We start from the raw sequence: 23,224 nt of genomic DNA on the forward strand, positions 1-23,224 counted from the left end.
CATATATCAGTTTAGTTAAAACCCTCATGCAGACTATTATTTTATGAAAAGACATATTATCTTTGCCTGCATATATGAATATGTCTGTACCATGGTGATGAAAAAGTTTACGTTCTTGTTGATTACATTGTTCAGTAGTACCCTGATTCTTTTAGCCGATAATCCCTACCGTTCGTATACTGTAGCAGACGGACTGTCAAACAGTACGGTAAAAGCTATTTATCAGGATGAGATGGGATATATATGGTTAGGGACAAAAGACGGGTTGAATCGTTTGGATGGTTATGAAATTAAAAGTTTCTTTTATGAATCCGATGAGACCGTCAGACAATCCAATGATATTGTCAGTATTACAGGAGACAGGCAGGGCAGAATGTGGATTGGAACTTTTAATGGAATTACACTTTTCGATCCCTTTGAAGAGAAATATATAGATTTAGCCACTTTGTATAAAGGTAGCGAATTGCCTCGTGGGGTGGTGGTTGGTTTGTCAATAGCAGCAGACGGAGCAGTATGGGTGGTTACCAAAATGGGGGTGTATATCCTTCGGGATGGAAAATGTACCTGTCTGGAAGCGTTGAGAGGACTTTATATAAACAGTATGGCACCCAGTGCAGATAATTCTCTTCTTTTGAATGTAGCAAACAAAGGCATCCTTAGACTGGATACACGAACCTCCCGTTTCTCATATATTCTGAAAGGGCCGGATTATCCGGTATTTCTGAAAATTTTTCAGGACGAAAAAGAACGTACCTGGTTGGCCTCTTCTCTGGATAATTTACAACTTTATAATCCGGCTACCAGTACAGCAACAAAAATTGAAGTGAATTTCCCGGCTGATATGAGTGTATGGAAAGGACAGGTGCATGATATAAAGGTGTATAACGATTCTCTTCTACTATTAGCTACAGATAATGGGCTAGCAGTGATGAATGAACATACACATGTTATTAGCCGGACATTTGAAGAATGTATTCCTTCCGGACTGCTTGCTAACCGTCGTTTGATGAGCCTTTACAAAGACAAACAAGGATCGTTATGGTTGGGAACCTTCAATGAAGGTGCTCTGTTTTATAATGCCAGACAATATCTATTCCGTTATCATCCGCTCACTTTGAATATAAATCAGCCGATACGAGTAACCGGGAAATTAATAGAGGCACAAGGAAAATTATGGATCGGACATAATAGAGGGATATGTACTTTAAACCTGGCTAATGGTAAAGTGGAGGAAGTTCGGTTGCCAATAGGAAAAGTAGGAGCTAGCGAAGATGAAGTATACTATATGTTTCAGAATAATGAGAATGAGATACTTTTCTATGTACTCAATAAAGGAGTATACTCGCTGAATCTTCGAGATCTTTCTATTAGTAAGGAAATGATGGATATGTTCCCCCCGGATGCACAGATACGGGCTATGGCAAAAGATGTGCAGGGAAATATCTGGATTGCAGAGGATGAACTGTCTTGCTACAATCCCAAGACAAAAAAACTTAGCCGTTCTTTTTCGACAAATCAAGATGGAAACACACGTTTTATGCTGACGCAGGACTTGTTAGCGTATGGCTCCAGTATGTTGGTAGGCGGGCGTACGAGTGGAGTGTGGAGTTTTCCTTATCATCCCAATAATGCAGCCCATTACTTTAAAGGCAATCAACTTGATTTTGATGAACTGAAAAATAAAAATGTGAGTCTGCTTTATTTGGATAGCCAGCACTACCTTTGGGTGGGAACATATAATATGGGTGTATATCGTTGCCATTTGGAGAGAGGAACTATCGATCATTTCGGTATAGAACAGGGTCTCATACACAATTCTGTCTGCGGTGTACTTGAAGATAAAGAAACCGGAGATTTTTGGATATCTACTGTGATCGGACTTTCTAAACTGTCAATGAAAGATTTCAGAATTGTCAATTATACTAAAGATACAGGATTTCCTTTGAATGAGGTTTCCCGGAATACTCTGTTACAGGTAGAGGATGGAAGGATTTATGTAGGTGGCAATAATGGTATGGTGGAGTTTGCTCCCCGGGAAATTATCGCCGGTCAAGAGAGCTTGTTACCTGTAGTACATGTATCTTCCGTAAATAGTCTCGACTCCGACGAAGGAGCCGACCGGGTACAATACGATAATACACGCAGTCTGGAACATGTAGAATTATCCTATAAAAATGCAGCCGTACTCATCAAGTATTCCCCTTTGGATTATATCTTTCCGAAAGGATATAAATATGCTTATCGAATGGAGGGACTTGATCTGAATTGGAATTATATTGAACGTAATGAAGTCATTTATTCTCATTTGCCAGCCGGGGAATATACCTTTTATATAAAAGCATGTAACAGCGATGGCATTTGGGGGGATGCGACAGGTATCGATGTCGTGGTTCATCCTCCTGTTTGGCTCACCGGATGGGCTAAGGTGATCTATGTGCTTCTGGCACTGATGCTGATAGGAGGCGTGCTGTATTATTTCTACAAGCGGAAATCGGATAAATATAAGCGGAGAATAGAAGAAATAGAAAAAGAGAATATTGAACGTAATTATCGGATGAAGATAGAGCTTTTCACCAACTTCTCACATGAATTACGTACTCCGCTGACTTTGATTACCGGTCCGGCGGAAGATATTTTGCAGGATGAGACATTGCCTCATAAATTTCTTTTCCCGATGAAGCAGATTTATAAGAATTCGAATCGTCTGCTTTTGCTTGTCAACCAACTAATGGATTTCCGAAAGTTGGAGTATGGAGCCATGACATTGAAGTTGAGTCGTGTCAATATAGGGACTTTCCTTACCAGTCAGATTGATAGTTTCTCGGATTTATTGCATAAGAAGGAGTTGACAATCGGATATGACAATGATTATTATGGGGATAATCTCTGGATGGATACAGACCTGATGGAAAAAGTTATTTTCAATCTGTTATCGAATGCTGTGAAACACTCTCCCAAAGGCACGCAGATAAAAGTTCGTTCAGTGGAGAAAGCTGGCAGTGTTGTGATTTCAGTGAAAGATTGTGGGGAAGGAATCTCGGAGGAGAATTTGTCGAAGATATTTGATCCGTTTTTTCAGGTAGAGCAGGGTAGCAAGTCGGATCTGTTTGGTAGTGGCATCGGGCTGAATATGGTGCAATATGTAGTGAGACTGCATAAAGGGAAAATATCGGTGGAAAGTACACCCGGACATGGAGCCGAGTTTTTGGTGGAATTGAACTTGGGAAAAGAATGTTTTGCCGGGGCGAATGTAGAGTTTGTCGAAAATCGTGAAGATACCTATCTGGAAAAAGTAAGGCGGGAGTGTATTGCTCCTATCGAAGAAGAGAAACCGGCTTCAGTAGAAGATGACCACCGTTATCGTGTACTTGTTGTGGAAGATGATGACGATATGCGCCAGTATATCGTGTCTTTGCTATCCCAACAGTATATCGTATACGAAGCCTCCAATGGAAAGGAAGGATTGAAAGAAGCGGTTGAACAGATTCCCGATTTGATAGTCAGTGACGTGATGATGCCGGTAATGGATGGGCTTGAGTTATGTAAGGCCATTAAAGAAGAGATGATTACGGCCCATATACCTGTTGTCTTGTTGACAGCAAAGGCCTTGAATGAGCATATTGAAGAGGGCTATAGTGTGATGGCAGATGATTATGTATTAAAGCCATTTGCTCCGAAAGTATTACTGGCAAAACTGGATAGTCTCATCAAAAACCGAAATCGCCTTCGCCGGATTTTCTGCGAAAAGCTGGATGCTATTGAAGTTCCCGTAGCTGAACTTAGTGCTCAGGATAGTTTCATGCAACAACTGATGGAGCTAATCCGCGAAAGAGTACATGATCCTAACTTGTCCGTTAACGATCTGCATGAAGAATTGGGCATGAGCCGTTCGCAGTTCTTCCGGAAAATAAAGGCTGTTTCCGATGTATCACCTAATAAACTTATTTTGAATGTCCGCATGAAACTGGCTGCCGAGAAATTGGCCACTGGTAAATATACTGTTTCTGAAGTAGCTTATGATGTCGGATATTCTGACCCTTCTTATTTTAGTAAAGTTTTTAAATCTACGTATAACATCGCACCTGCCAATTACCTGAAGCAACGGATGTAAAATCGTGTTTCTCTGGTAAAAATGTCCCAGACGAAATGTTCTGGGCTTATTTTGCAGGTCTTTGATACTATTTTCCAAGTCGAGCGGGTGAACATTCTCTATGTTTGCACCGCTAAGGAATAGTAAATGATTTATTAACCTTGTAAAATTTAGTTTATGAACGACAAAGAAAATCAAGAAAAGAGTTCTTATGAAAAACTAAGGTTTCTGGCGACTCTTTTTGTGTTATGCTTGAGCACGATGGCTTGGGCGCAGATGAAAGTCACCGGGACAGTGGTCGATATGATGGGGGAACCCATTATTGGCGCCAATGTAGTGGAAAGTGGGAATAAAACTGTAGGTACAATTACCGACCTTGATGGTAAGTTTACCCTGAATGTAAGTAAAGAAGCAACGTTGGTCATTACTTACGTAGGTTTTACAGAGAAAAGAGTAAAAGTGAACGGCAGGTCACAGCTTACCATTAAACTGGAAGAAGATTCTAAAACGTTGGATGAAGTGATCGTGGTAGGATACGGTTCAGTGAAAAAGTCGAATCTGACTACTTCAGTTGCTAAAATTTCCTCCGATGCGATTGATGGACGCCCTATTACCAGTCTAAGTGATGCACTTTCCGGTCAGTTGGCAGGCGTACAGACACAAACATCAAGTGGAATTCCGGGTGAAGAGATGCAGATTCTTGTCAGAGGAGCAAGCTCCATTAATGGTTCCTCTTCTCCGCTAATTGTGGTGGATGGTGTAATTACAGAATCCATGAGTGATGTAAATCCGTCAGATGTAGCTTCTATTCAGGTATTGAAGGATGCTGCCGCTACCTCTATTTATGGAGCCAGAGGTTCGGCGGGAGTTGTGCTGATTGAAACCAAGCAGGCAAGTGGGTCTAAACCGGTGATTACCTGGGAATCATACATTGGTACACAAAATGCGGTGGGATTACCCGAAATGATGACAGCAAAAGAATGGCTGGCATATAATATATGGTATACCAATGCCAAGTATTTGAACAAAGGAGGAACGAATAGCATGTATGTTCCTAATAAGAAAAGATCCTCCGGCGATCAGATCAACGAACAATGGTTGGTGAATCCTAATTCAGATGTAGCCGACTGGACGTTTAGAAATGACATTCCGACTACCAACTGGATCGATCAGATTATGCAAAATGCCCTGACTCATAATCACCAGGTATCTGTTTCCAGCAAAGGAAAGAAATATTCTATCTATCTTTCTGCCGGTTATCTGAATCAGGAAGGTATTGTTAAAAATACAGGCTTCGAACGTTTCAACTTCCGTTTAAATGCTTCGGTAGATCTGAATAGATATATCAAGGCCGGTGCCACGTTTGCCCCCACTATTTCTCATCAGGATAAAGGAGAGTCCGAGGGAAAAGACAAACAGATTATGAATGCATTGCTTATGCCTCCTATCATTGGCTTGGATGAAAATACCCGTGAATATGGATTCAATGCAAGCTATCGTAATAATGTGAACCCTTACGAAAGATTGATGTCAGTAGTAGATAAGAGGGAAAAGAAAACCTTCAATACCTCTTTGTGGGCGGAGGCAAAAATCATAAAAGGATTGACTTTCAAAACATTGTTCAGCTATAATTCGGACATGAGAATTGATGAGTACTTTCTTCCGGCAAATGTGCAGCCCAATAATGGCTCGACTACGCAAGGAACTACCTCAACTCTTAGCATAAGCCGTACCGGTATTCAGAATACGTTGACTTATAACACAACACTGAATAAGAAGCATGCTTTAGAGATTCTGTTGGGGCAAAGTATTGACGAACGTAATGAATTCAGGACAAGTTTGGGAGCAATGGACTATCCGCTGGAAAGTGTGCCGACCCTCAATATGGGTGCTACCCCTACAGAAGCCAGCAGTTCAAGAACCATTGTTCGTACTTCATCGCTTTTCGGACGTGTGAACTATAATTATGCAGATAAATATCTGGCTTCAGCATCAGTGCGTCGTGATGGTTCCTCTCGTTTCGGTCCGGGAAACCGTTGGGCAGTTTTCCCGTCCGTATCAGCCGGATGGAAGATCAGTGGTGAGGAATTTATGAAAGATATCAAGGTTATCAACCTGTTGAAACTACGTGCTTCCTGGGGTATGTCCGGTAACGACCGTATTGGTACTGCCGATTATATTCCTAATTATGATGTGACTAACACCGTGTATGGAGGGACTTCACAAGTGGGTGTGTATGCAAAGAATATAGCCAATGACAAACTTAAATGGGAGACGACCAAAGCATTTGATATTGGTTTTGACCTCTCTTTATTCAATAATCGTGTACAGTTGAATGTAGACTATTACATTAATAAAACAGATGATTTGCTTTACTCTACGAAGTTGCCTGCTGCAACCGGTTTCAGTACAGTAAAAACCAATCTTGCATCCATTGAAAACAAAGGATGGGAGATAGACCTGACGACAGTCAATGTGCATACTAAAGCATTTAAATGGTCAAGCTCGCTCAATCTGGCAACCAATAAGAATAAGGTACTCGATATGGGAGGCAATGATAATGTAATTACAGAAGCCTATGATGCTCGTTTTATCACAAAGGTGGGAGGTCCGATTTCACAATTCTATGTTTACCGTACGGATGGTTTGTTAACAAACGACGACTTTGAACTTGGCCCTGATGGTAAGTATGACAAATCCCGTCCCCGTGTTCCTGTTCTGACAAATCAGATTCCCGGAAATGTGAAATACGTGGATATAGATGGAAATGGGGAAATCAATTCCGATGATATGGTTCCTTATGGATCGAACGACCCGGATCTGACATACGGATTCACCAATCGTTTTTCTTATAAGAACCTAGAATTAAGCGTATTCCTTCGTGGACAAATCGGTGGTAAGGTGCTTTATCTGGCTGGTCGTAGTTTGGATACGGGACGTGGAAACTACAATGGATTGAAAAGATGGCTACACGCTTATAAAGAAGAGTACGCCGGAGGAAATCCGATACCGACAAGTCTGGGAGTAGACATGTCCTGGGATGGTAAGACTCCATTACCTTACGGACTTGGCAACAACTCTCCTCTTAATAAGGACGGTCAAATGCACATGACAGACATGGCTATTTATAATGCTTCTTTCTTGCGGATACAGAACATCAGTCTTACTTATAAATTGCCTAAGAAATGGTTGAGAAAATCTCATATCCAGGCAGCTAAAGTATATGTGACGGCAGAGAACCTGTATACGTTTACAGATTATATCGGTAATCCGGATGTAAATAGCTATTCGCCCGATAATCCGATGGTACGTGGTGCGGATTATACCACTTATCCACAGTCGAGAAAGTATATATTCGGAGTTAACTTAACATTTTAATCTATTGCCATTATGAAATCATTTTATAAACTAATAGTAAGTATAAGTTGTCTGTTCGCACTATCTTCCTGTGAAGGATACCTGGATGTGGAGCAACCCTCTATTTATACTGACCAGAACTATTATAAAACGCCGCAGGATTTTGAAACGGCGATTAATGGTTGTTATGCACAATTGCAGACTATCTATAATAAGAATTATATGGAAGCAATTGTCACTCGTGCCGACGAGGTTCGTAACTCTACCCCGATAGGACGTTTCATGGATACCCCGATGGAGAGCAAATGGTCAAAGCCCTGGTCGGCTTGGTGGACACTGGTGTTTCGTTGCAATCAATTATTAAGCAGGATAGATGCAGTGGTTTTTACCGATGAAGATCGTAAAGCATATATTACCGGAGAGGCTTATGCATTGCGCGGACTGGCTTATCTTCAGTTTGCCTGGTGTTGGGGTGGTGCTCCGTTGATTACTAAGGAAATTTCTCGTGAAGAAGTGTATAAGGTAGCACGTTCCAGTCAGGAGGATACTTACAAACAGGCGATTTCTGATTTTGAAGATGCGTTTAACAGGCTGCCTGACAGTTGGGCAAGCAGTGAGGCAGGCCGGGTGACGAAATATGCTGCTGCCGGTATGCTGGGACGTACTTATATGTATATGCATAATTACACGAAGGCGGCAGAATATTTGGGAAAAGTCATTGAACAGGAAGGCACTCTTTATGAACTGGCTGGTAAATATGAAGATTGTTTCAGTGACGAATATAATAATGGTAAAGAACGGGTTTGGGAAGTTCAATATCTGGGTGGTACTACTGGTAAGGCTTTGGGATTAAGTCAAAGTTTTAGTGGTTGGTTCATTCCTTCTACGCTGAATAAAGAGAAAGGGGACTATGCTAAGTTGAACGGCATTACGTTCAATGGTGCTTCCAGCTCCATCCGTGCTTCCATGTCCATTGCGGGCGACGGAGTGTATGAAACAGGAGATAAGAGAAGAGACTTGACAATAGTCAATAACCTGTATCTTGACAAGAGCGCTCCGCAGGCCGATGTATATGTGGTGCGGAAGTTCTTAAGAGCCACTAAGAATGCGCCGACGGCAGTTGACGAATGGGGAAATAATATTCCTATCCTGCGTTATACGGATGTTAAGTTGATGTATGCGGAAGCACTGAACGAATTGGATTATGCTACTTATCTATCTACCGATATATTGCCAATTATCAATGACGTAAGAAAGAGAGCAGGTCTGTCTGCTAAATTGTCAAGTGATTTTGCCGATAAACAAGCGGTATTAGACTATCTCGTTAAAGAGCGTTTTGTAGAATTCTCTTTCGAAGGAATCCGCTGGCCGGACTTGATTCGTTGGGATTTAGCAGAAGAGGCGATGGCAACACACTTTGCCCTGGTAGACGAAGGTTATAATGAAACGACCGAACAGCCTACGTATGCAATGAAGTCATATAATAAATTGGCGCCTATTCCTCTGTCGGATATATTAGCTTATGGAAATAAGGATATTATGTGGCAGAATGATGGTTATTAATCGTTGGTTAACACAAAAAAAGAAAGCTATGATGATAAAAACATTGAGATATATGATGTTGGGTGCTGTGCTGGTTATGGCAGGGACCTCTTGCAGTGATAATGATGAATATGACAATCCTTCACGTCCGGTAGAGCCGGGTGATTCCTACTTCAGTTCGGAACCGGTTGAAGAAGGTCCTTCCCTCTTTGATGCCGCAACCATAAATACCAGTAAGATTCCCCGGGTCACTTCGAACAAGAATACTGGCCTGGATGAATACTATCCGTTAGATCCGGGAGATACATGGGCGTCGGTTATTCGTCCGGAACGTGTGAAGTTTTTTGAGAAATTCCTGAAAGAAGATATGATATTTGTCAATGGGGGTACGTTCCTGATGGGAGCTACGGCAGAACAGGGAGAAGGTGTGCATATTGACGAACTTCCGGTACATAAAGTAACTGTGAGCGATTTCTATATTTGCAGGTTTGAGGTAACACAGGAAATGTATTCATACGTAATGGGTAAATGGGAGAATTTCTCATGGAAAGATCTTGCTACTACCCGGTTGCCGATGGATAATCGTCTTTTCTCTGAAATGCAGACATTCTGTAATAAATTGAATGAGATAACAGGATTACATTTTACCTTACCTACGGAGGCGCAATGGGAGTTTGCGGCTCGTGGAGGCAGGAAAAGAACTTCAACGGTTTATGCCGGAAGTAATAATTTTGATGAAGTGGGCTACAATCTTTCCAATTGTTACCGTTTGCCGGAAGGACAGACTGGTATGCAGTTCTGGCCGGAAGAAGTAGGAAAAAAATTACCAAACGAATTAGGACTTTATGATATGTCCGGCAATGTAGCGGAAGTCTGCCTCGACTGGTACGACGAATATAGTGGTGAAGATCAGGTAGATCCGGTAGGTCCGGACGCATTGCCGTCGGATGTGCCTCAAAAACGGATCTGTCGTGGTGGAGGATGGAATACAAATACGAGTGCTTGCCGGGTTTCTGCCCGTGCTGCCTTTCCCGTAGATAAACGTAATAAGTTGATTGGTTTCAGGTTAGTACATCCTAAATTGGAGAATGTACAATAAGTGTTTGTTTTAAGGTATTGAATATTAATAGGTAAAGTAATGAAGAAGTATGGTATAATAGGGATCGTGTTTGTCGGGGTAGCGGTGATTTGTGCTTTCACATTTAGAGGGCATAAAGAGGCTGACTATTTGTTGACGGATTTTCCGGCAGAAGCTGATCCGGTGACGGTTGGAAACAAGATAGCCGATCGTTTTCTGGAGCAATGGCATTCGCAGTATGGCAGTCCGCTACGTGTAGACGAACCGCGTACACAAATCACTTATCCGGATGTATGCACTTGGTTGGGTGGATTGTGGTTCGCGCAGGCAACAAAAAACAGAGGCTTGGAGGAACGCTTGGAAGCGCGCTTCCAACCTCTCTTCACGACAGAGGCTTATCTGCAACCGCAAGCCAATCATGTGGATAATAATGTGTTTGGTGCTGTTCCTCTGGAATTATATATGCAGACTAAAGATGAAAAGTATCTGGCAATGGGTATGAAATATGCAGATACACAGTGGGATGCACCTGCAACGCAAGAACTAACCGAAGAAGAAAAAGCATGGGCCGACAAAGGATATTCCTGGCAAACCCGTTTGTGGATGGATGATATGTTTATGATAACAGCCGTTCAGGCGCAAGCCTACCGGGTTACGCAGGATATGAAATATATTACCCGTGCTGCCCGTGAAATGGTAGTGTATCTGGACTCCCTCCAGTTGGACAACGGTTTGTTCTATCATGCTCCTTCTGCTCCTTATTGTTGGGGAAGAGCCAACGGCTGGATGGCTGTGGGTATGGCAGAATTGTTACGTATCTTGCCGGAAACGAATCCGGATTATGCGGAAATAATGGCTGCTTATCTGAAAATGATGAAAACGCTGAAAGAGACACAGAATGAAAAAGGAATGTGGAGACAGCTGGTAGACGATCCGGAGTTGTGGGAAGAAACATCAGGAAGTGCAATGTTTACGTATGCCATGATTGTAGGAGTAAAAAAAGGTTGGCTGGATGCGAAAGAGTATGGCGAAGTTGCCCGCAAAGGATGGATTGCTTTATGTAGCTATATTGATAAAGCGGGTGATGTGAAGGCGGTATGCGAAGGCACGATGATAAAAAACAGTCGTGAGCACTATATCAATCGTTTGGCATTGACAGGTGATCTTCACGGACAGGCACCCGTACTTTGGTGTGCTTATGCTCTGGTGACAGATTTTAAAACAAATAAGTAAACAAAAAAATCCATGAAAACACGTATCATATTCTTTTTCCTGATAATAGTTGCTTCGTGCATACAGGCACAGGTCCGTATGGTCGCCGGGCAACCAGTCTTGTTCGAAAAACAGGATGTGATTGACCTTGCTACATATAACTGGCCACGTACATTGATAAGTTATGTAGTGGTATTTGATGGAGGAGTAAAAGAAGAAATGCTATCGTTAACGGATAAGAGCCAAGGCGTACCTGTTCCTTTTCAGTTATCGGAGAAAGTGGTAAAAAACGGATTCTTGCAACGCGCCAGAGTCAGTTTCTTTGCCGCATTGCCACAGGGAGGGAAATATGCGTATGAACTGGTCGCAACCGGGCGGAAGCCGGTTACTGTCGACAACCCTTTAGCAGTGGTATCAGAAGATGGACAGTTTTCAATAGGTAATAAAGATATGACTGTGTACATTCCCGCATCACAGTCTGTAAAAGCCGGAAAAGCTCCGGCTCCGGTGTTGTCTGTGCAGAAAGGCGACCGGAAGATAGGGAATAATAGGTTGTATGCCCACCGTAAGAATGTAGAACGGATTGAAACGCTTCCGGTGGAGGTCGGTGAACTGTTTGTGAAATATCAGATGAAGTACTATCTGGCAGGAAACGCTACGTATACTGCATGGATAAAGGTGGTACAAGGATATCCGTTTGTCATATTGGAAGAAGAGATGAACGGATTATCAAAAGAAGACCGGGTATATCTGGATATGTGTTGGGACAATTTTGCTCCGGTCAAACGCTTCGGTACACAATGGGACCGCGTGTTCGACAAGGCTTCACAATGGATAGGTATTGATACGCCTGTACATACCAGCTATTCTCAGGAAGACCCGCACTGGACAGGAATGGGATGGATCGAAGACCCTTCTAAAGAGATGATCTTCCGCATTTCCCCGTTTGGTGGAAATTCGGTCAGGGAACAGCCTCCTGTCATGTCTTTTTGGGAAGAGGGAAAGAATGCGGATGAATTGGGCGTCTTTGTTTACGATCATCAAAAGTGGGATGACCGGCAGTATGGTATCTGGCAGCCTACTCCTGATTTGAGTATTTATTTCCGGTATGATGATAACAAACTATACTTTAAATATCCGCTTGTCGATGGAAGCCGCTCTACGGCAATCGCCTTTTTCTCCGAAGAACAGGGACGGAAAGCAGTGGCCGGTTTTAATAAACGTATCGATGAGATAGCCAAAGCTGGAGGCGCGCATAAATCAGAGTTTTTGTTGTATCGGTATACACAGATGCTTCATCAGCAATACGCTTCTTTAAGCCTGGATAGGATAAAAGACTGGGAACTTGAATATGCTAATGACAAAAAACAGCCGGAGAACCTGTTTACAAAGGATCATACCGGACAGACAGCGGAGAGTTTCTATCAGAATATGATTTCGTCCGCTTTTGCTTATTATCCGATGGGACTGAATTTTTATCCGGGGATTCATTCGATAGAACATCGTCCGGTATATTCCAAGTTGGTAGAAGGATACTTGTTTCATGCCCGGAGTTTGACAGAAAAGCAACGGAAAACAGTGAACGCCTTGTTTATTCTCGGAGGTTACGTGAATATGCTTGAAGAGATGAATGCCATCCGGAATTCGTTGGCAGGTACGGCTAATATGGCCGCTGATGGTTGGTGTGTCCCGATGCAGACAGCCTATTTGTTTCCGGAGCATCCGATGGCAAAAGAATGGGGGGACTTCTTCGAGAAATGTCTGGAGATATACGGAGTGTTTTATACACGTCCCGAAGTAAAGACTTTCGAAGGTAAAGGCGGACGTTGGGTAGAAAGCCTGGGCGTTTATAATTGGGCTTATCTTCGTCCGACAGGGCATTCCAACATTGCAGGTGAATTATATGACGGGAAAAACCGTTTTGCCAGTCCGTATATGGCAGAGAGGGGAAAATGGTTGGTTGATATGCTGACTGCTCCCGTGTATAACTATAGAAATGTAGAAGGGGCACAGCCGGGTTATCCGGAAGGATGGAAGCCGGGAGATGCCTTGGATGAAAAATCTTTTACCCGTCAATATCCCGCTCATGGTGCGCATGGTGGGGGAACAACCGTAGATCGTCCCAGTTCATTGTTCGAATTGGGTGAATGGTTGTTTAATTATGATCCGATAGTGGCAGAGAATATATTCTGGGCAGGAACATTTGGCAAAGAGTTGGAGCATAAACCGAAAGACTCTGACTGGTCTGAAGTGTATAAGCGAATCCATACAGTAGATAACCGGGGTACAAATCCTCATCTGAAAAGCTGTAAATACGTGGGACACGGTATTGTGCTTCGTGCGGGAGTTGATACGCCGGAAGAATTATCCATCCATCTGGAGCAGGTGGACAAGGGACCCAATTATCGTTGGGGAAATCAGGCACAGGGAAATTCCGGCGGTATTTACTTTTATGCGCAGGGACAGATTTTTACAGGGCATGAGAATGAGAATGCCGGAGATCACATCACCAATAATCTGGATGGTGTCACTAACTTCGGTGTCATGAAGAATGGGGAATTCCGTACCATCGGCATGAATGAGTTGACTGCTCCCCTGTATGACTTGGGTGTCGCACAGTTTGCGGAGTTACTGCCTGCCACCGGAAAAGATTTATATAGTTGGCCTGAATATCAGTCGCGTAGCATTTTGCTGGTAGGTACGGACTACTATTTGATTTTTGATGAAACAGGAACTAATTGGAGAGCGGCACATCGTTTTTCCTGGTTCACTGGGAAAGGATTTGAATACCCTCAAATTACTTTCCTATCTAAAAAAGCACGTGATGACCATTGGACTGTGGCAGAAACTGCTACTTCCAGAGGCTTCTATCGGGATGCGTTTGGTTCGCTGCTTACGTTGGTTTCGCATAAGAAGGGAGAAGTGGTTCCGTTGCGTGGAAAATTGAAGAATATTCCTTTATTGGGAACTGAAGAAGTGGCTGATTTTATTCCGGCAAAGGAAGGGGCTTATCCTGAAGGAGTCATTGGTATTCGTGCTCCCCAAAGTGAGGATTTGGTATTTCGTGCAGGAAAAACGTTGGAATATCGTACGGAACAGGAAGATTTTGAAGGCAAAGCAGGAGTCATTCGACGGATGAAAGATGGCAGTCTGCAGTTGGCTTTGATTCGAGGTACTGAGATTGCTGCAGATGGGTTAGCTCTGTCGATGGAAGCCGGGGATGAGGCAGCGATTGCTTTAACTCGTGCCGTTGACGGAACTTTATCCGGTACGTTTAAGGCTTTGAAAGTAACAAAGGTCACTCTTACCGGAGTGACGGCCAAGGGGACTTTCTATATAGATGGAGTGGTTCAACCTGTCCGTGTGAAAGCCGGTCAGACAGTGCTAACCCTTCCGGTGGGACAACATAGTTTGGAATACACAGCCGGAAAAGCAATGCCGTTGCCTGCTGAAATCACAGATGTGGAATATGAGAAGAATCATTTCCGGATTTACTGGCAAAATCCGAACCGGTTGAAGAGCGTCCGGCTGGAAGTTTCTATGGATGGTGGAAAACGTTGGGAAACAGTGACGACAACTACTCATTCTCCTTATCAGTTGTCTAAAGATGGATATAAAGATAAAATACATATCCGTGCTGTTGCTATGAATGGTAAAAGAGCTGCTTCATCCGCCAGGGAATATCCGGTTTATGTTACCGGTGAGGCTCCTCATTATCCGGAAGGAATCTGGATGAAACTGGATGATAACCGGGTGGAAATATCATGGGGAAAAGTGCTCGGAGTACAGAAGTATCGTTTGTACCGGAGAATAAAGGGGGAACAGGAGTTCCGTCTGATATATGAAGGCAAAGCAAATAGTTTTGTTGATAAGACAGCAGCAGGAGTTTGTAAGGCATTTGCAATGCCCGGTTCATTGGATAACCGCTTGCAGGACAGGCACGGTTTGAAGGTGTATGAATATGCAGTGGCCTCTGTCAACGGAAATGGTGAAGGAGCCTTGTCGCCTGTTGAAAATACAGATCCCGCTTCGTGGAAGAATTGGTATCCGGCTGTTACATTGAAGTTCAAACGTCAATCAGCTTTCTGGATGCCTCCATATATGCCTGCGAATATGTCGCCGGAGAAGTATTATCCTGATTAATAACGTGCCGGTTTATGTCCGGTTAAAATGCCCGTTAGGGTCTAAAATAACAGAAATAAAATGAGAATAATATATTTTTTATGGGCGTTGGTGTTCGTTCTTTCTTCTTGCAAGGAGAAACCCGCTACCTCTATTGTGTTGAAGAATCCTATAAATGAAGAGCGTGTGGACGAAAGTTTCAGACTTTCGCGTACGGAGTTGAGGGCAGTTGGAGAAGAATTGCTTCCTGTGGTGAAGAAAGCGGATGGAACATATATCCCTTGTCAAGTGGACGATATGGACCAGGATGGTTTATGGGATGAACTGGCTTTTGTATATACCTTGGGCGGTCATGAAACGGTAGAGCTGTCGCTGGACTGGATATCGGCTACCGATTATCCGGTTTTTGAACGACGTACGAATATCCGCTACGGGAAGATGACTTCTCCGGGACGGGTGGAAGAACTGTCCTCCGATACACATGGAAAGCAGAATCTGCCCCGTTCGGTCAATTATCCTTATCAGATGGATGGACCGGCATGGGAGAATGACAAAGTGGGGTTCCGCCATTATTTTGACGGTAGGAACTGCCGCGATTTATTTGGTAAGAGAGTTTCTGAAATGGTGCTTGATACGGTAGGTCTCCGTACGGATGGATATCCTGACAATACCTATCAGGTGTTGAGAGAATGGGGATGTGATATTTTAAGTGTGGCGAATTCTTTCGGACTGGGAGGAATCGCTATCCAGTTGCAGGATACGCTGTTGCGGATGGGAGTGGAGCAAAAAGATACGGTGGACATCATTGATTCTTCTCATTTTGAGGTGATAGCAGAAGGACCTGTACGTTCCGTCTTTCGGTTGGATTTCACGAGATGGGATGTGTTGGGAACAAAAGTCGATGTTCATGAAACGGTCACTATCTGGGCAGGTAAAAACGGATATGAGGAAGAAATACGTACTTCGCCGCTTCCTGAGAATGCGGTATTGGTAACAGGACTTGTTGCCAATAATAATACGAAGGAATGTGTAGAGAAGCAGTATGAAGGGAAATGGGTTTCCATGATTACACATGATAAACAGACGGTGAATAAGGATTACGAATTGGGTATGGCATTGCTAATCCCTAAGGATCAATTAGTGGAAACATTCCATGCACCCGATGAAGGAAACGGGATTCTTAAAACATGGTGTGCCAAACTGAAACCGGGTAATAATGGATATCGTTATCAGGTGTATGCCGGTTGGGAACTTGGAGTGGATGATCTCTCTAAACGTGAGGAATTTATTCGTCTGGTCGATACGTATGTCGATTATTTAAATCATCCTGTTAGTATAAGTATTAATTAACCTGATAATAAAGGAATAGATGAAACCGAAAGTTTTTCAATATATAGTTCTCTCTCTGTTGTTGTTCTTCTGCACTTCGGCTTGTAATGATAGCGATGCCAGAGAAAACAGTAATCAGCCTTTGCCTTCAACTCCGGAGGAAGGGCAGGTAGAAGAAACTGGCCCTTTTATGCGGGGGGGTACTTATGAAGAAAGGGGAAAGTCGCTTATCGACTGCATGCTCCGGGTGTCTCCGGGTAAAGGTTACAGTATCAAGTATCTGGCTCCGTTCTATTATGCCAGACTGTGGAGTAATTATGAAACGGCAGAAGCAACGGCCAAACTGATTGAAATCTATCAATATCAGTTGGAACATATCGATGAGATTTATCATTCAGATTCTGATTTAGAGTTCTTTGTGCATGCCACCATGCATGGATATATGCTTACTAAGACCCGGATGTCGGAGCAGTTGCAGAAGAAGATAAAGGATTTCATGAAATCAGGAAAGTATGCAACTGATAAGGGCACGCTGAATATGCGGATGATGCGTCAGGCAAGTGGTTTCCTTTGTGCTGAAGAATGGTCTGATTTTGTGGATGCGGACGGGCAAACTTCTTCCCAGCTAAAAAGCTATTTGCATGGCAGAATACTGAAAACCTTGAAATCTTTCTTCACAGACAACTGCCCTGAAGCCGACGCTTTTACTTATTTGGGAATAAATCTTCAGTATGTGAGGATGCTTGCAGAATTTAGCAGGGATGAAGAAATTCGAAAAACCGCTGCGACGACTTACCAACACATGGTGGCACAGCTGCTGTTACCTTGGAATCAGGGACTTTATTGTGCCAATCCTTCCCGTTGTAAAGGCTGGGCGAATTTATGTACCGGAAATTTGAGTGTAGATGTGCAGATTGGACAGTTGGCCTGGCTGTTTTACGGAGGACAGAATGAGCGTAAGATTCGTTTGGATGCCGGTAAAGATAATTTTGCCTGTTTCAATTTCTGGATGGCTTACCAGCGTAATGTCAAACCTCTTCCTTACTTTCAGTCGCTCAATGCCGGTAAGCAATACCCCTATCATTTTGAGGCTTTGCGTATAAACGACGATCATTTCTGTAGCAGATATACGTATCAAAGTAAAAGCTATGGTTTATCCACACAAACGATAGAGGCTTTCCCTAATAAGTTGAAAGGTTTCCAGTATACTTATGCCTTTAAGGAAACTAAAAATCTGCATTTAGTGTGGCAGTCCGACCTGCCTGAAGCTTCCGTATTCAGTGTGTGTCATGATAATCCCGAACGTCCGCAAAGCTATCAGACGGTATCAAATAAACCGGGATATGGGGAAAATCCTTATCACAGGGTGTTAGGGTACGAAAGAAGCGCTATCGGGGTGTATAATGTGGCGGAGGATTATATGGACCAGCCTAAGTTCTACCAGATGTATGTGCCTTTCACTCGTAAGGGGATTAAAACGAAAATGATTAGAGAAATTAATGGTATGCGGTGGGTGTTATGCCATACCGGTTCGATGATGTTTGCCTTTGCTACTCCTGAAGACTGGGATTTCGGCTTGCAAGATAATAAGTATGGTATCAAAGATCACCATATACTGACGCTTAAAGACGTTAACCGCCGTAGAGGCTCCTGGGTGTTGGAAACAACAGAGATTACTGAACGATACAAAGATGCTCAAGGGGATATGGATGCTGAATTGGAGAAGTTTGCCGGTGACATTGCTGCAAAAGTAAAACTTCAGCTTTCTGCTGACTATGAAACGAGTGATACCCCGTCCATATCTTATACCAACATTCAAGGGGATGTATTGGAGCTGACTTTCTTTTCACCGGAAATGTCATATAACGGACAATATAAGGTCAACGGCAATGCTGTGGATTTAAATACTGAATACATATCCAAAAGTGATTATATGCAACAAAAGGCGGGTAGTAACAGTGTGCAATTCCATACGGAAACAGGAACAGAAACCTTACAGTTAGAATAGTTTTATCTATTCTCTGCTGCACGGGCATCTTTGCAGTGTGCGGTCTTTCGGAATGGAGAGCTTATAAATTCGTGAATAATTAATAGATCGGCTATGAAGGTTATGAAACTGAAATCTTGTTTTCTGCTTATCGGATTATTGCTGGTATGTAATGTTTATGCACAGGAGTTATGTCGGGCGGATTTCCTCCCTAAAGCTTCTGCAGCTTTTGATTTACTGACGCAGAAATATAGTGAGGAACGGATCATAAAAGAAATAAGGGCTAAAAATGTCCGTTGGGTGACTAATCTGATGTCGGCATCTGCTGTTTTCTATAAGGCAACGCACGAAAAGCGTTACCTGGATATGTCAGAGCAGGTGTTTGGGAATGTCATTCGTGAATGGAAGAAAAATGAGAAACTGATGCACGGCAAGGATGATTTCTTTGCATTGCAGAACCTGGCGCTGGCCTATGAAATATTGCAGGACAATGACCGTCTGCCAATGGGAGCTGATGAAGTGATGATTCGTTTTGCCGATCTTCACTTTGATCCTGATTTTGTAATTGATAATAATCAGGGACAGGAACGTGCATTGGGGTTTGTACGGATGTGTAATTTGTTCCCCGATGCTCCGGGCGTTTCCCATTGGAGAGAGTATATTGATAAGATGTGGCACTTTTGGTATCGTAATAAAGACGTAGATGAAACCGCGACTCTCTATGCTTCCATTCATTTGAATGACCTCATCAATATTGCCGTTGAGAGTGATAAAGTGGCGTTGTTGAAGACTCCGGAAATAAGACGGTGGTTCGAACGCTATCGTGACCAACAAGCTCCCAGTGGCTATATGCCCGAATATGGAGATGATTATTTCTTTGCCTATAACAACTGGATATTGGTATTTGAAAAGATGGCACGTCTGACCGGTGATGCTTCTTTTCGAAAAGCTGCTTGGAAGCTATTTACTATCGGATATCCTAATTTAGATATTAAGTACTTCAAACCGGGATGGAATCTTCGGCAGGCCTGTGATTGGGCTGCTCTTGCAGAGGTAGCCTTGTTGCCTACCTTTTTTGAAAAATCAGACTCTCCTGTTCGTACTTCTCTGGTTACCACCCGTACAAACCGGAGGGGAAAAACGGATATACCGGACCAGCTGCTATTGCGGGCCTCTTCTGAAGCGGGAACTCCGTTTATAATGAGCGACCTGTATGCATCCGGCACTCATCAGCATCCAAACCTGCGTGGTACGATTAATTACTTTGAGGTGGATGATAACCCTCTGTTTCATGGTGTACAGAGGCATGCTACTGATGTGCGTCATGGCAACACTGTTGTTTTAATGAAAGAGAGCGGGAATGGATTCCCGTTTGATGAGAAGGGCAGTCGGTTGCTCACTAACGTTTGGTTTACAGATTGTGTTGATTTCAGCCAGTCCACAGAGATTTCCGGCGATGCAGCAATGCGTGGGATGAGAAAGATGACATTCCGCTTTCAGGGAGAGCCGGGTGAAGAGATTTATATTAAGAATGTCCGGTTGATTGGAAAGGTAGGAAACAGGTTGTTGCATGATTGTAGCACGTTAGAGAATTGGAGTAAAAACGTGACCTTGGTTGACTTGGGTAAAGAAGGAAAAGCTGTGAAAGTTGTCCTTCCGGACAAGAATGTCTGTTTTGTGAATCTAGATGTAGCCGCAGATTTTAGTCTGAATGATTATCGGTATATTGGTTGTGATTGGAAGCATATGGCAAAAAGCGGAGCAAAGAAATCGGTATTAGATTTTATGATACGCGCCTATAATAAGGTTTCTCTTCCGGGTGAGGAATATATTCACGAGAAAGTAGGAACATTGTTTAATCCGAACACAGTAAGAGAAGCTATGGCAGAAACGAGGGAGGGAGATTCTTATGGACGAATTGTGTTGGATGACCAATGTGTGGATGGGTCTGTCCTACAACGGAATATGGTGCTCACAAAAGAAGGAGTACTTGTTATACAGGATCATTTATTGCCTGGGGCAGGAACTGAAGGTTATACCGCCGGCAGTTTATGGCAACTTTATTCGTTGGATAAAAGCGGTAAGAATTGGTTCAATTCCACAGGAGAGAATAAAAAGTGGAAAGATCGTTCGGGGAAAGATATTGAAACAAATCAACTATTAGTTTACTTTGAGGAACAGAAGGAGCGTCATTTTGGGGCGCAACAACAGGAGTATACAGTCAAGCCTGTTACAACTTTTGCCAAACAAAAGGTAATCCCCGGTTCTGCTGTTACGTTCGTAACTATTATTGTTCCTCACACTGCTTTATGGAAAGCTGAAGACATAGTGAAAGCTATTTCTGCTCAAACGGATGCTACTCATCAAAGTAATGTTTGGATTACTCTTGCCAATAAGAATAATTTGAAGATTGAAATAACAAAGGAAGGAAATTGGAAAGTGGAAAGGAATGAATGAAACGGGGATAATAACCAATTTGTGCAATTTCTGGATCAGTTAGGTAGAAATAGTAAGAGCATTCAGTTGTTGCAAAATTTGCAACAACTGAATGCTCGCTCCTTTTAATTTTCCTTTTCTATATTGTATTCTTGATTCGTGTTTATTTCCGCCTTACCGTAATATCCCGGCATCGGCACATAAATCGGATTATAATAAGTATTGATATTCTTCAACTTCTTCTCCTCCTCTTTCAGCCGTTTGATTTGCCGTGCGGCAGTGGTAGGGGTAAAGCCGCACAATCCTTGAAAGTCGCGACGGGTTAATACAGGGTTGCTCTTGAAGTAGTTTGTCAGCAATTTGTCTATTTCGTCATTTGAAAGGACAGCCGAATGGGGTTTCAGTTTACTTCGCTCCACATGAACAACACTGACTGACCTTTTCAGTTTGGCATCCGCTTTAAAGCTGATGTTGGCTTTGAGTTTTATCTGATTCGCTTTTAGTTTGGGCGAAGTGATAGGCTCTTGACTATTCAGCTTTATCTGGAAATAACCGATGCCATCCAGATGGACGCTTTGTCCTTCCCGAAGACGATCCCCCATAAAATGACTTAGAGATTCGAGAACTGACTTTACATCCCCTTCAGTTAGAGAAGTGGCTATCTGGATTTCTTTTGCCAGATAGTCTGTGTCAATGTGTTGGAAGTTGACTACACGTGCGTGGTACGTTTCTTTGTCTTCCTCATCCTTGGGACGGGGAGTCTTGTACAATTCAAATTGTATTGCCATTATTAATTTGTTTTCGCCTTATACATTACTACGTATTTTAAATTTATCGTTGTAAGCCTATAAGGACATTGTTTTTTTTGTTGCGAAGCTAATCGATCATCTTCGGACTTAGGGGGGAGGGTGTTATATAGCTGTTGTTTGTTTGCTATCAAGCGGCTTTTATAAGTTATCCTGCCTTTATTCTTGGACTAAGGCATAGGGATAGTTATCTTCCGGTGCCTTTATCATTAGTTTCCCACGGCCGTGGAGAGATCTCGTCATGGCTGTGGTAGTATCTTTTCACGGCCGTGGTAGGAATTCGCCACGGCCATGAAGAATGAACTATATCGGTAGCAAAGATAAACTATATCAGGGAGAAAAACAAAGTATTCCTACTTGTTGTAGGTATTTATATGCCTTGTTCTATTTGATGGATATAGGGCAAGGGAGAATTAAACTATTTTACTGTGATAACAGTGGCATTGTCTGAAAAATATAGTTATATTTGTGGCGTGTCTTCAGAGAGAAGATACATTTGTTTTGAATTGGAGATAGTGTTTTTATTATCTATTGTGAGAAATCTGGTAAATTTAGCACCCATAGATAATAAGTGACCAGTCTCCACGTCCATGTTGTATATATATTTGTTATATACCTCAACGGGCGTGGAGCTATTGCTTATTATTCGGGTACGGCCCACCAGAGCCTCTCACGGGATAGTACAGTAATAGTTTCCGCGCCTTTTTTATTGGCAAACGGGAACACATAATTAAAAAATGATAGTTATGAGTGACTTTACTTGTTCCTGTTCCTGCCTGATGAAGCACGATTTAGAACGCTCCGTCGACAAGCTTAGTTTTATGAAAGAAAACTGGCCTAGCTTTGCAAATATTGAAAGCGTAGACCAATTGTCAAAAGCTGAATTGCAGTGTTCTCTCTGTTTATTGAATATAGTGATAGACGGGCTGTCAAAAGATGAATTCTCATGTCCGAATAAAGAACTTATCCATTTGGTCATCATGTATGTGTATATACAGGAAAGGTTCGATTTATGTGAAATCAAAGAACTGCATACTAAATTGGTGATGGTTCCTGTGAAGAAAAGAAAGAAATGGCTCTCTAAGTCATAGCTATTCAGGTTGTCTTTGCAAAAATGTGATGAAAGTAGTGCTTTTTGCGGTGATAGGTGACAGATGTGGTGACAGGTTGAAAAACAACCTATCACCGCCGGGAACCTCGATGAATAAGGTATTTGATTGCCGTCGGTGATAGGTGATAGAGAAAAGTGATTTTTTGTATATGAG

Annotated in this window: 11 protein-coding genes; 10 read left to right on the plus strand and 1 reads right to left on the minus strand. The window is 42.7% G+C overall.

The features are described 5' to 3' along the window. Positions 1-43: 43 nt before the first annotated feature. From NQ505_RS05970 to NQ505_RS06010, 9 genes are all read left to right on the plus strand, one after another. Positions 44-4,111 (plus strand): two-component regulator propeller domain-containing protein, encoded by a 4,068-nt coding sequence (locus NQ505_RS05970; protein WP_009001168.1) that lies wholly within the window; start codon positions 44-46, stop codon positions 4,109-4,111. Positions 4,112-4,267: 156 nt separating this feature from the next. After that, positions 4,268-7,468, plus strand: a complete 3,201-nt coding sequence (locus NQ505_RS05975) for a SusC/RagA family TonB-linked outer membrane protein (protein WP_009001167.1) — start codon at positions 4,268-4,270, stop codon at positions 7,466-7,468. Positions 7,469-7,480: 12 nt separating this feature from the next. Next, the gene (locus NQ505_RS05980) at positions 7,481-9,010 is read left to right on the plus strand and encodes a RagB/SusD family nutrient uptake outer membrane protein (RefSeq protein WP_004302645.1); all 1,530 of its coding nucleotides are present in this window, start codon (positions 7,481-7,483) and stop codon (positions 9,008-9,010) included. A 28-nt stretch (positions 9,011-9,038) separates the two neighbouring features. Next, positions 9,039-10,088 (plus strand): formylglycine-generating enzyme family protein, encoded by a 1,050-nt coding sequence (locus NQ505_RS05985; RefSeq protein WP_229036826.1) that lies wholly within the window; start codon positions 9,039-9,041, stop codon positions 10,086-10,088. A gap of 39 nt (positions 10,089-10,127) precedes the next feature. Beyond that, positions 10,128-11,300, plus strand: a complete 1,173-nt coding sequence (locus NQ505_RS05990) for a glycoside hydrolase family 105 protein (RefSeq protein ID WP_004302643.1) — start codon at positions 10,128-10,130, stop codon at positions 11,298-11,300. Between the two features lie 12 nt (positions 11,301-11,312). Then, positions 11,313-15,422: a hypothetical protein gene (locus tag NQ505_RS05995; RefSeq protein ID WP_009001166.1), complete on the plus strand. Its 4,110-nt coding sequence runs from the start codon at positions 11,313-11,315 to the stop codon at positions 15,420-15,422. A gap of 60 nt (positions 15,423-15,482) precedes the next feature. Further along, positions 15,483-16,751: a DUF4861 domain-containing protein gene (locus NQ505_RS06000; protein ID WP_009001165.1), complete on the plus strand. Its 1,269-nt coding sequence runs from the start codon at positions 15,483-15,485 to the stop codon at positions 16,749-16,751. Positions 16,752-16,770: 19 nt separating this feature from the next. Then, a complete protein-coding gene (locus NQ505_RS06005) occupies positions 16,771-18,738 on the plus strand; it encodes a hypothetical protein (protein WP_259827811.1) in 1,968 nt (655 codons plus the stop codon). Between the two features lie 93 nt (positions 18,739-18,831). Next, positions 18,832-21,174: a hypothetical protein gene (locus NQ505_RS06010; protein ID WP_009001163.1), complete on the plus strand. Its 2,343-nt coding sequence runs from the start codon at positions 18,832-18,834 to the stop codon at positions 21,172-21,174. A gap of 104 nt (positions 21,175-21,278) precedes the next feature. Here the strand turns inward: NQ505_RS06010 and NQ505_RS06015 are convergent, their stop codons facing one another. Beyond that, positions 21,279-21,941, minus strand: a complete 663-nt coding sequence (locus NQ505_RS06015; protein WP_009001162.1) for an HU family DNA-binding protein — start codon at positions 21,939-21,941, stop codon at positions 21,279-21,281. Positions 21,942-22,705: 764 nt separating this feature from the next. Here NQ505_RS06015 and NQ505_RS06020 point away from each other — a divergent pair. Continuing rightward, positions 22,706-23,050 carry a hypothetical protein gene (locus tag NQ505_RS06020; RefSeq protein ID WP_009001161.1) on the plus strand — a complete coding sequence of 115 codons (345 nt, stop codon included), beginning with the start codon at positions 22,706-22,708 and terminating at the stop codon, positions 23,048-23,050. Positions 23,051-23,224: the final 174 nt, after the last annotated feature.

The sequence above is a fragment of the Bacteroides sp. D2 genome (genome assembly GCF_025147085.1).
GTDB lineage: Bacteria > Bacteroidota > Bacteroidia > Bacteroidales > Bacteroidaceae > Bacteroides.

What these genes read in the sequence shown, in the direction of transcription:
- NQ505_RS05970 (WP_009001168.1), top strand. Translation starts at nt 44, where the DNA reads ATGAAAAGACATATTATCTTTGCCTGCATATATGAATATGTCTGTACC.
- NQ505_RS05975 (WP_009001167.1), top strand. Translation starts at nt 4,268, where the DNA reads ATGAACGACAAAGAAAATCAAGAAAAGAGTTCTTATGAAAAACTAAGG.
- NQ505_RS05980 (WP_004302645.1), top strand. Translation starts at nt 7,481, where the DNA reads ATGAAATCATTTTATAAACTAATAGTAAGTATAAGTTGTCTGTTCGCA.
- NQ505_RS05985 (WP_229036826.1), top strand. Translation starts at nt 9,039, where the DNA reads ATGATGATAAAAACATTGAGATATATGATGTTGGGTGCTGTGCTGGTT.
- NQ505_RS05990 (WP_004302643.1), top strand. Translation starts at nt 10,128, where the DNA reads ATGAAGAAGTATGGTATAATAGGGATCGTGTTTGTCGGGGTAGCGGTG.
- NQ505_RS05995 (WP_009001166.1), top strand. Translation starts at nt 11,313, where the DNA reads ATGAAAACACGTATCATATTCTTTTTCCTGATAATAGTTGCTTCGTGC.
- NQ505_RS06000 (WP_009001165.1), top strand. Translation starts at nt 15,483, where the DNA reads ATGAGAATAATATATTTTTTATGGGCGTTGGTGTTCGTTCTTTCTTCT.
- NQ505_RS06005 (WP_259827811.1), top strand. Translation starts at nt 16,771, where the DNA reads ATGAAACCGAAAGTTTTTCAATATATAGTTCTCTCTCTGTTGTTGTTC.
- NQ505_RS06010 (WP_009001163.1), top strand. Translation starts at nt 18,832, where the DNA reads ATGAAGGTTATGAAACTGAAATCTTGTTTTCTGCTTATCGGATTATTG.
- NQ505_RS06015 (WP_009001162.1), bottom strand. Translation starts at nt 21,941, where the DNA reads ATGGCAATACAATTTGAATTGTACAAGACTCCCCGTCCCAAGGATGAG.
- NQ505_RS06020 (WP_009001161.1), top strand. Translation starts at nt 22,706, where the DNA reads ATGAGTGACTTTACTTGTTCCTGTTCCTGCCTGATGAAGCACGATTTA.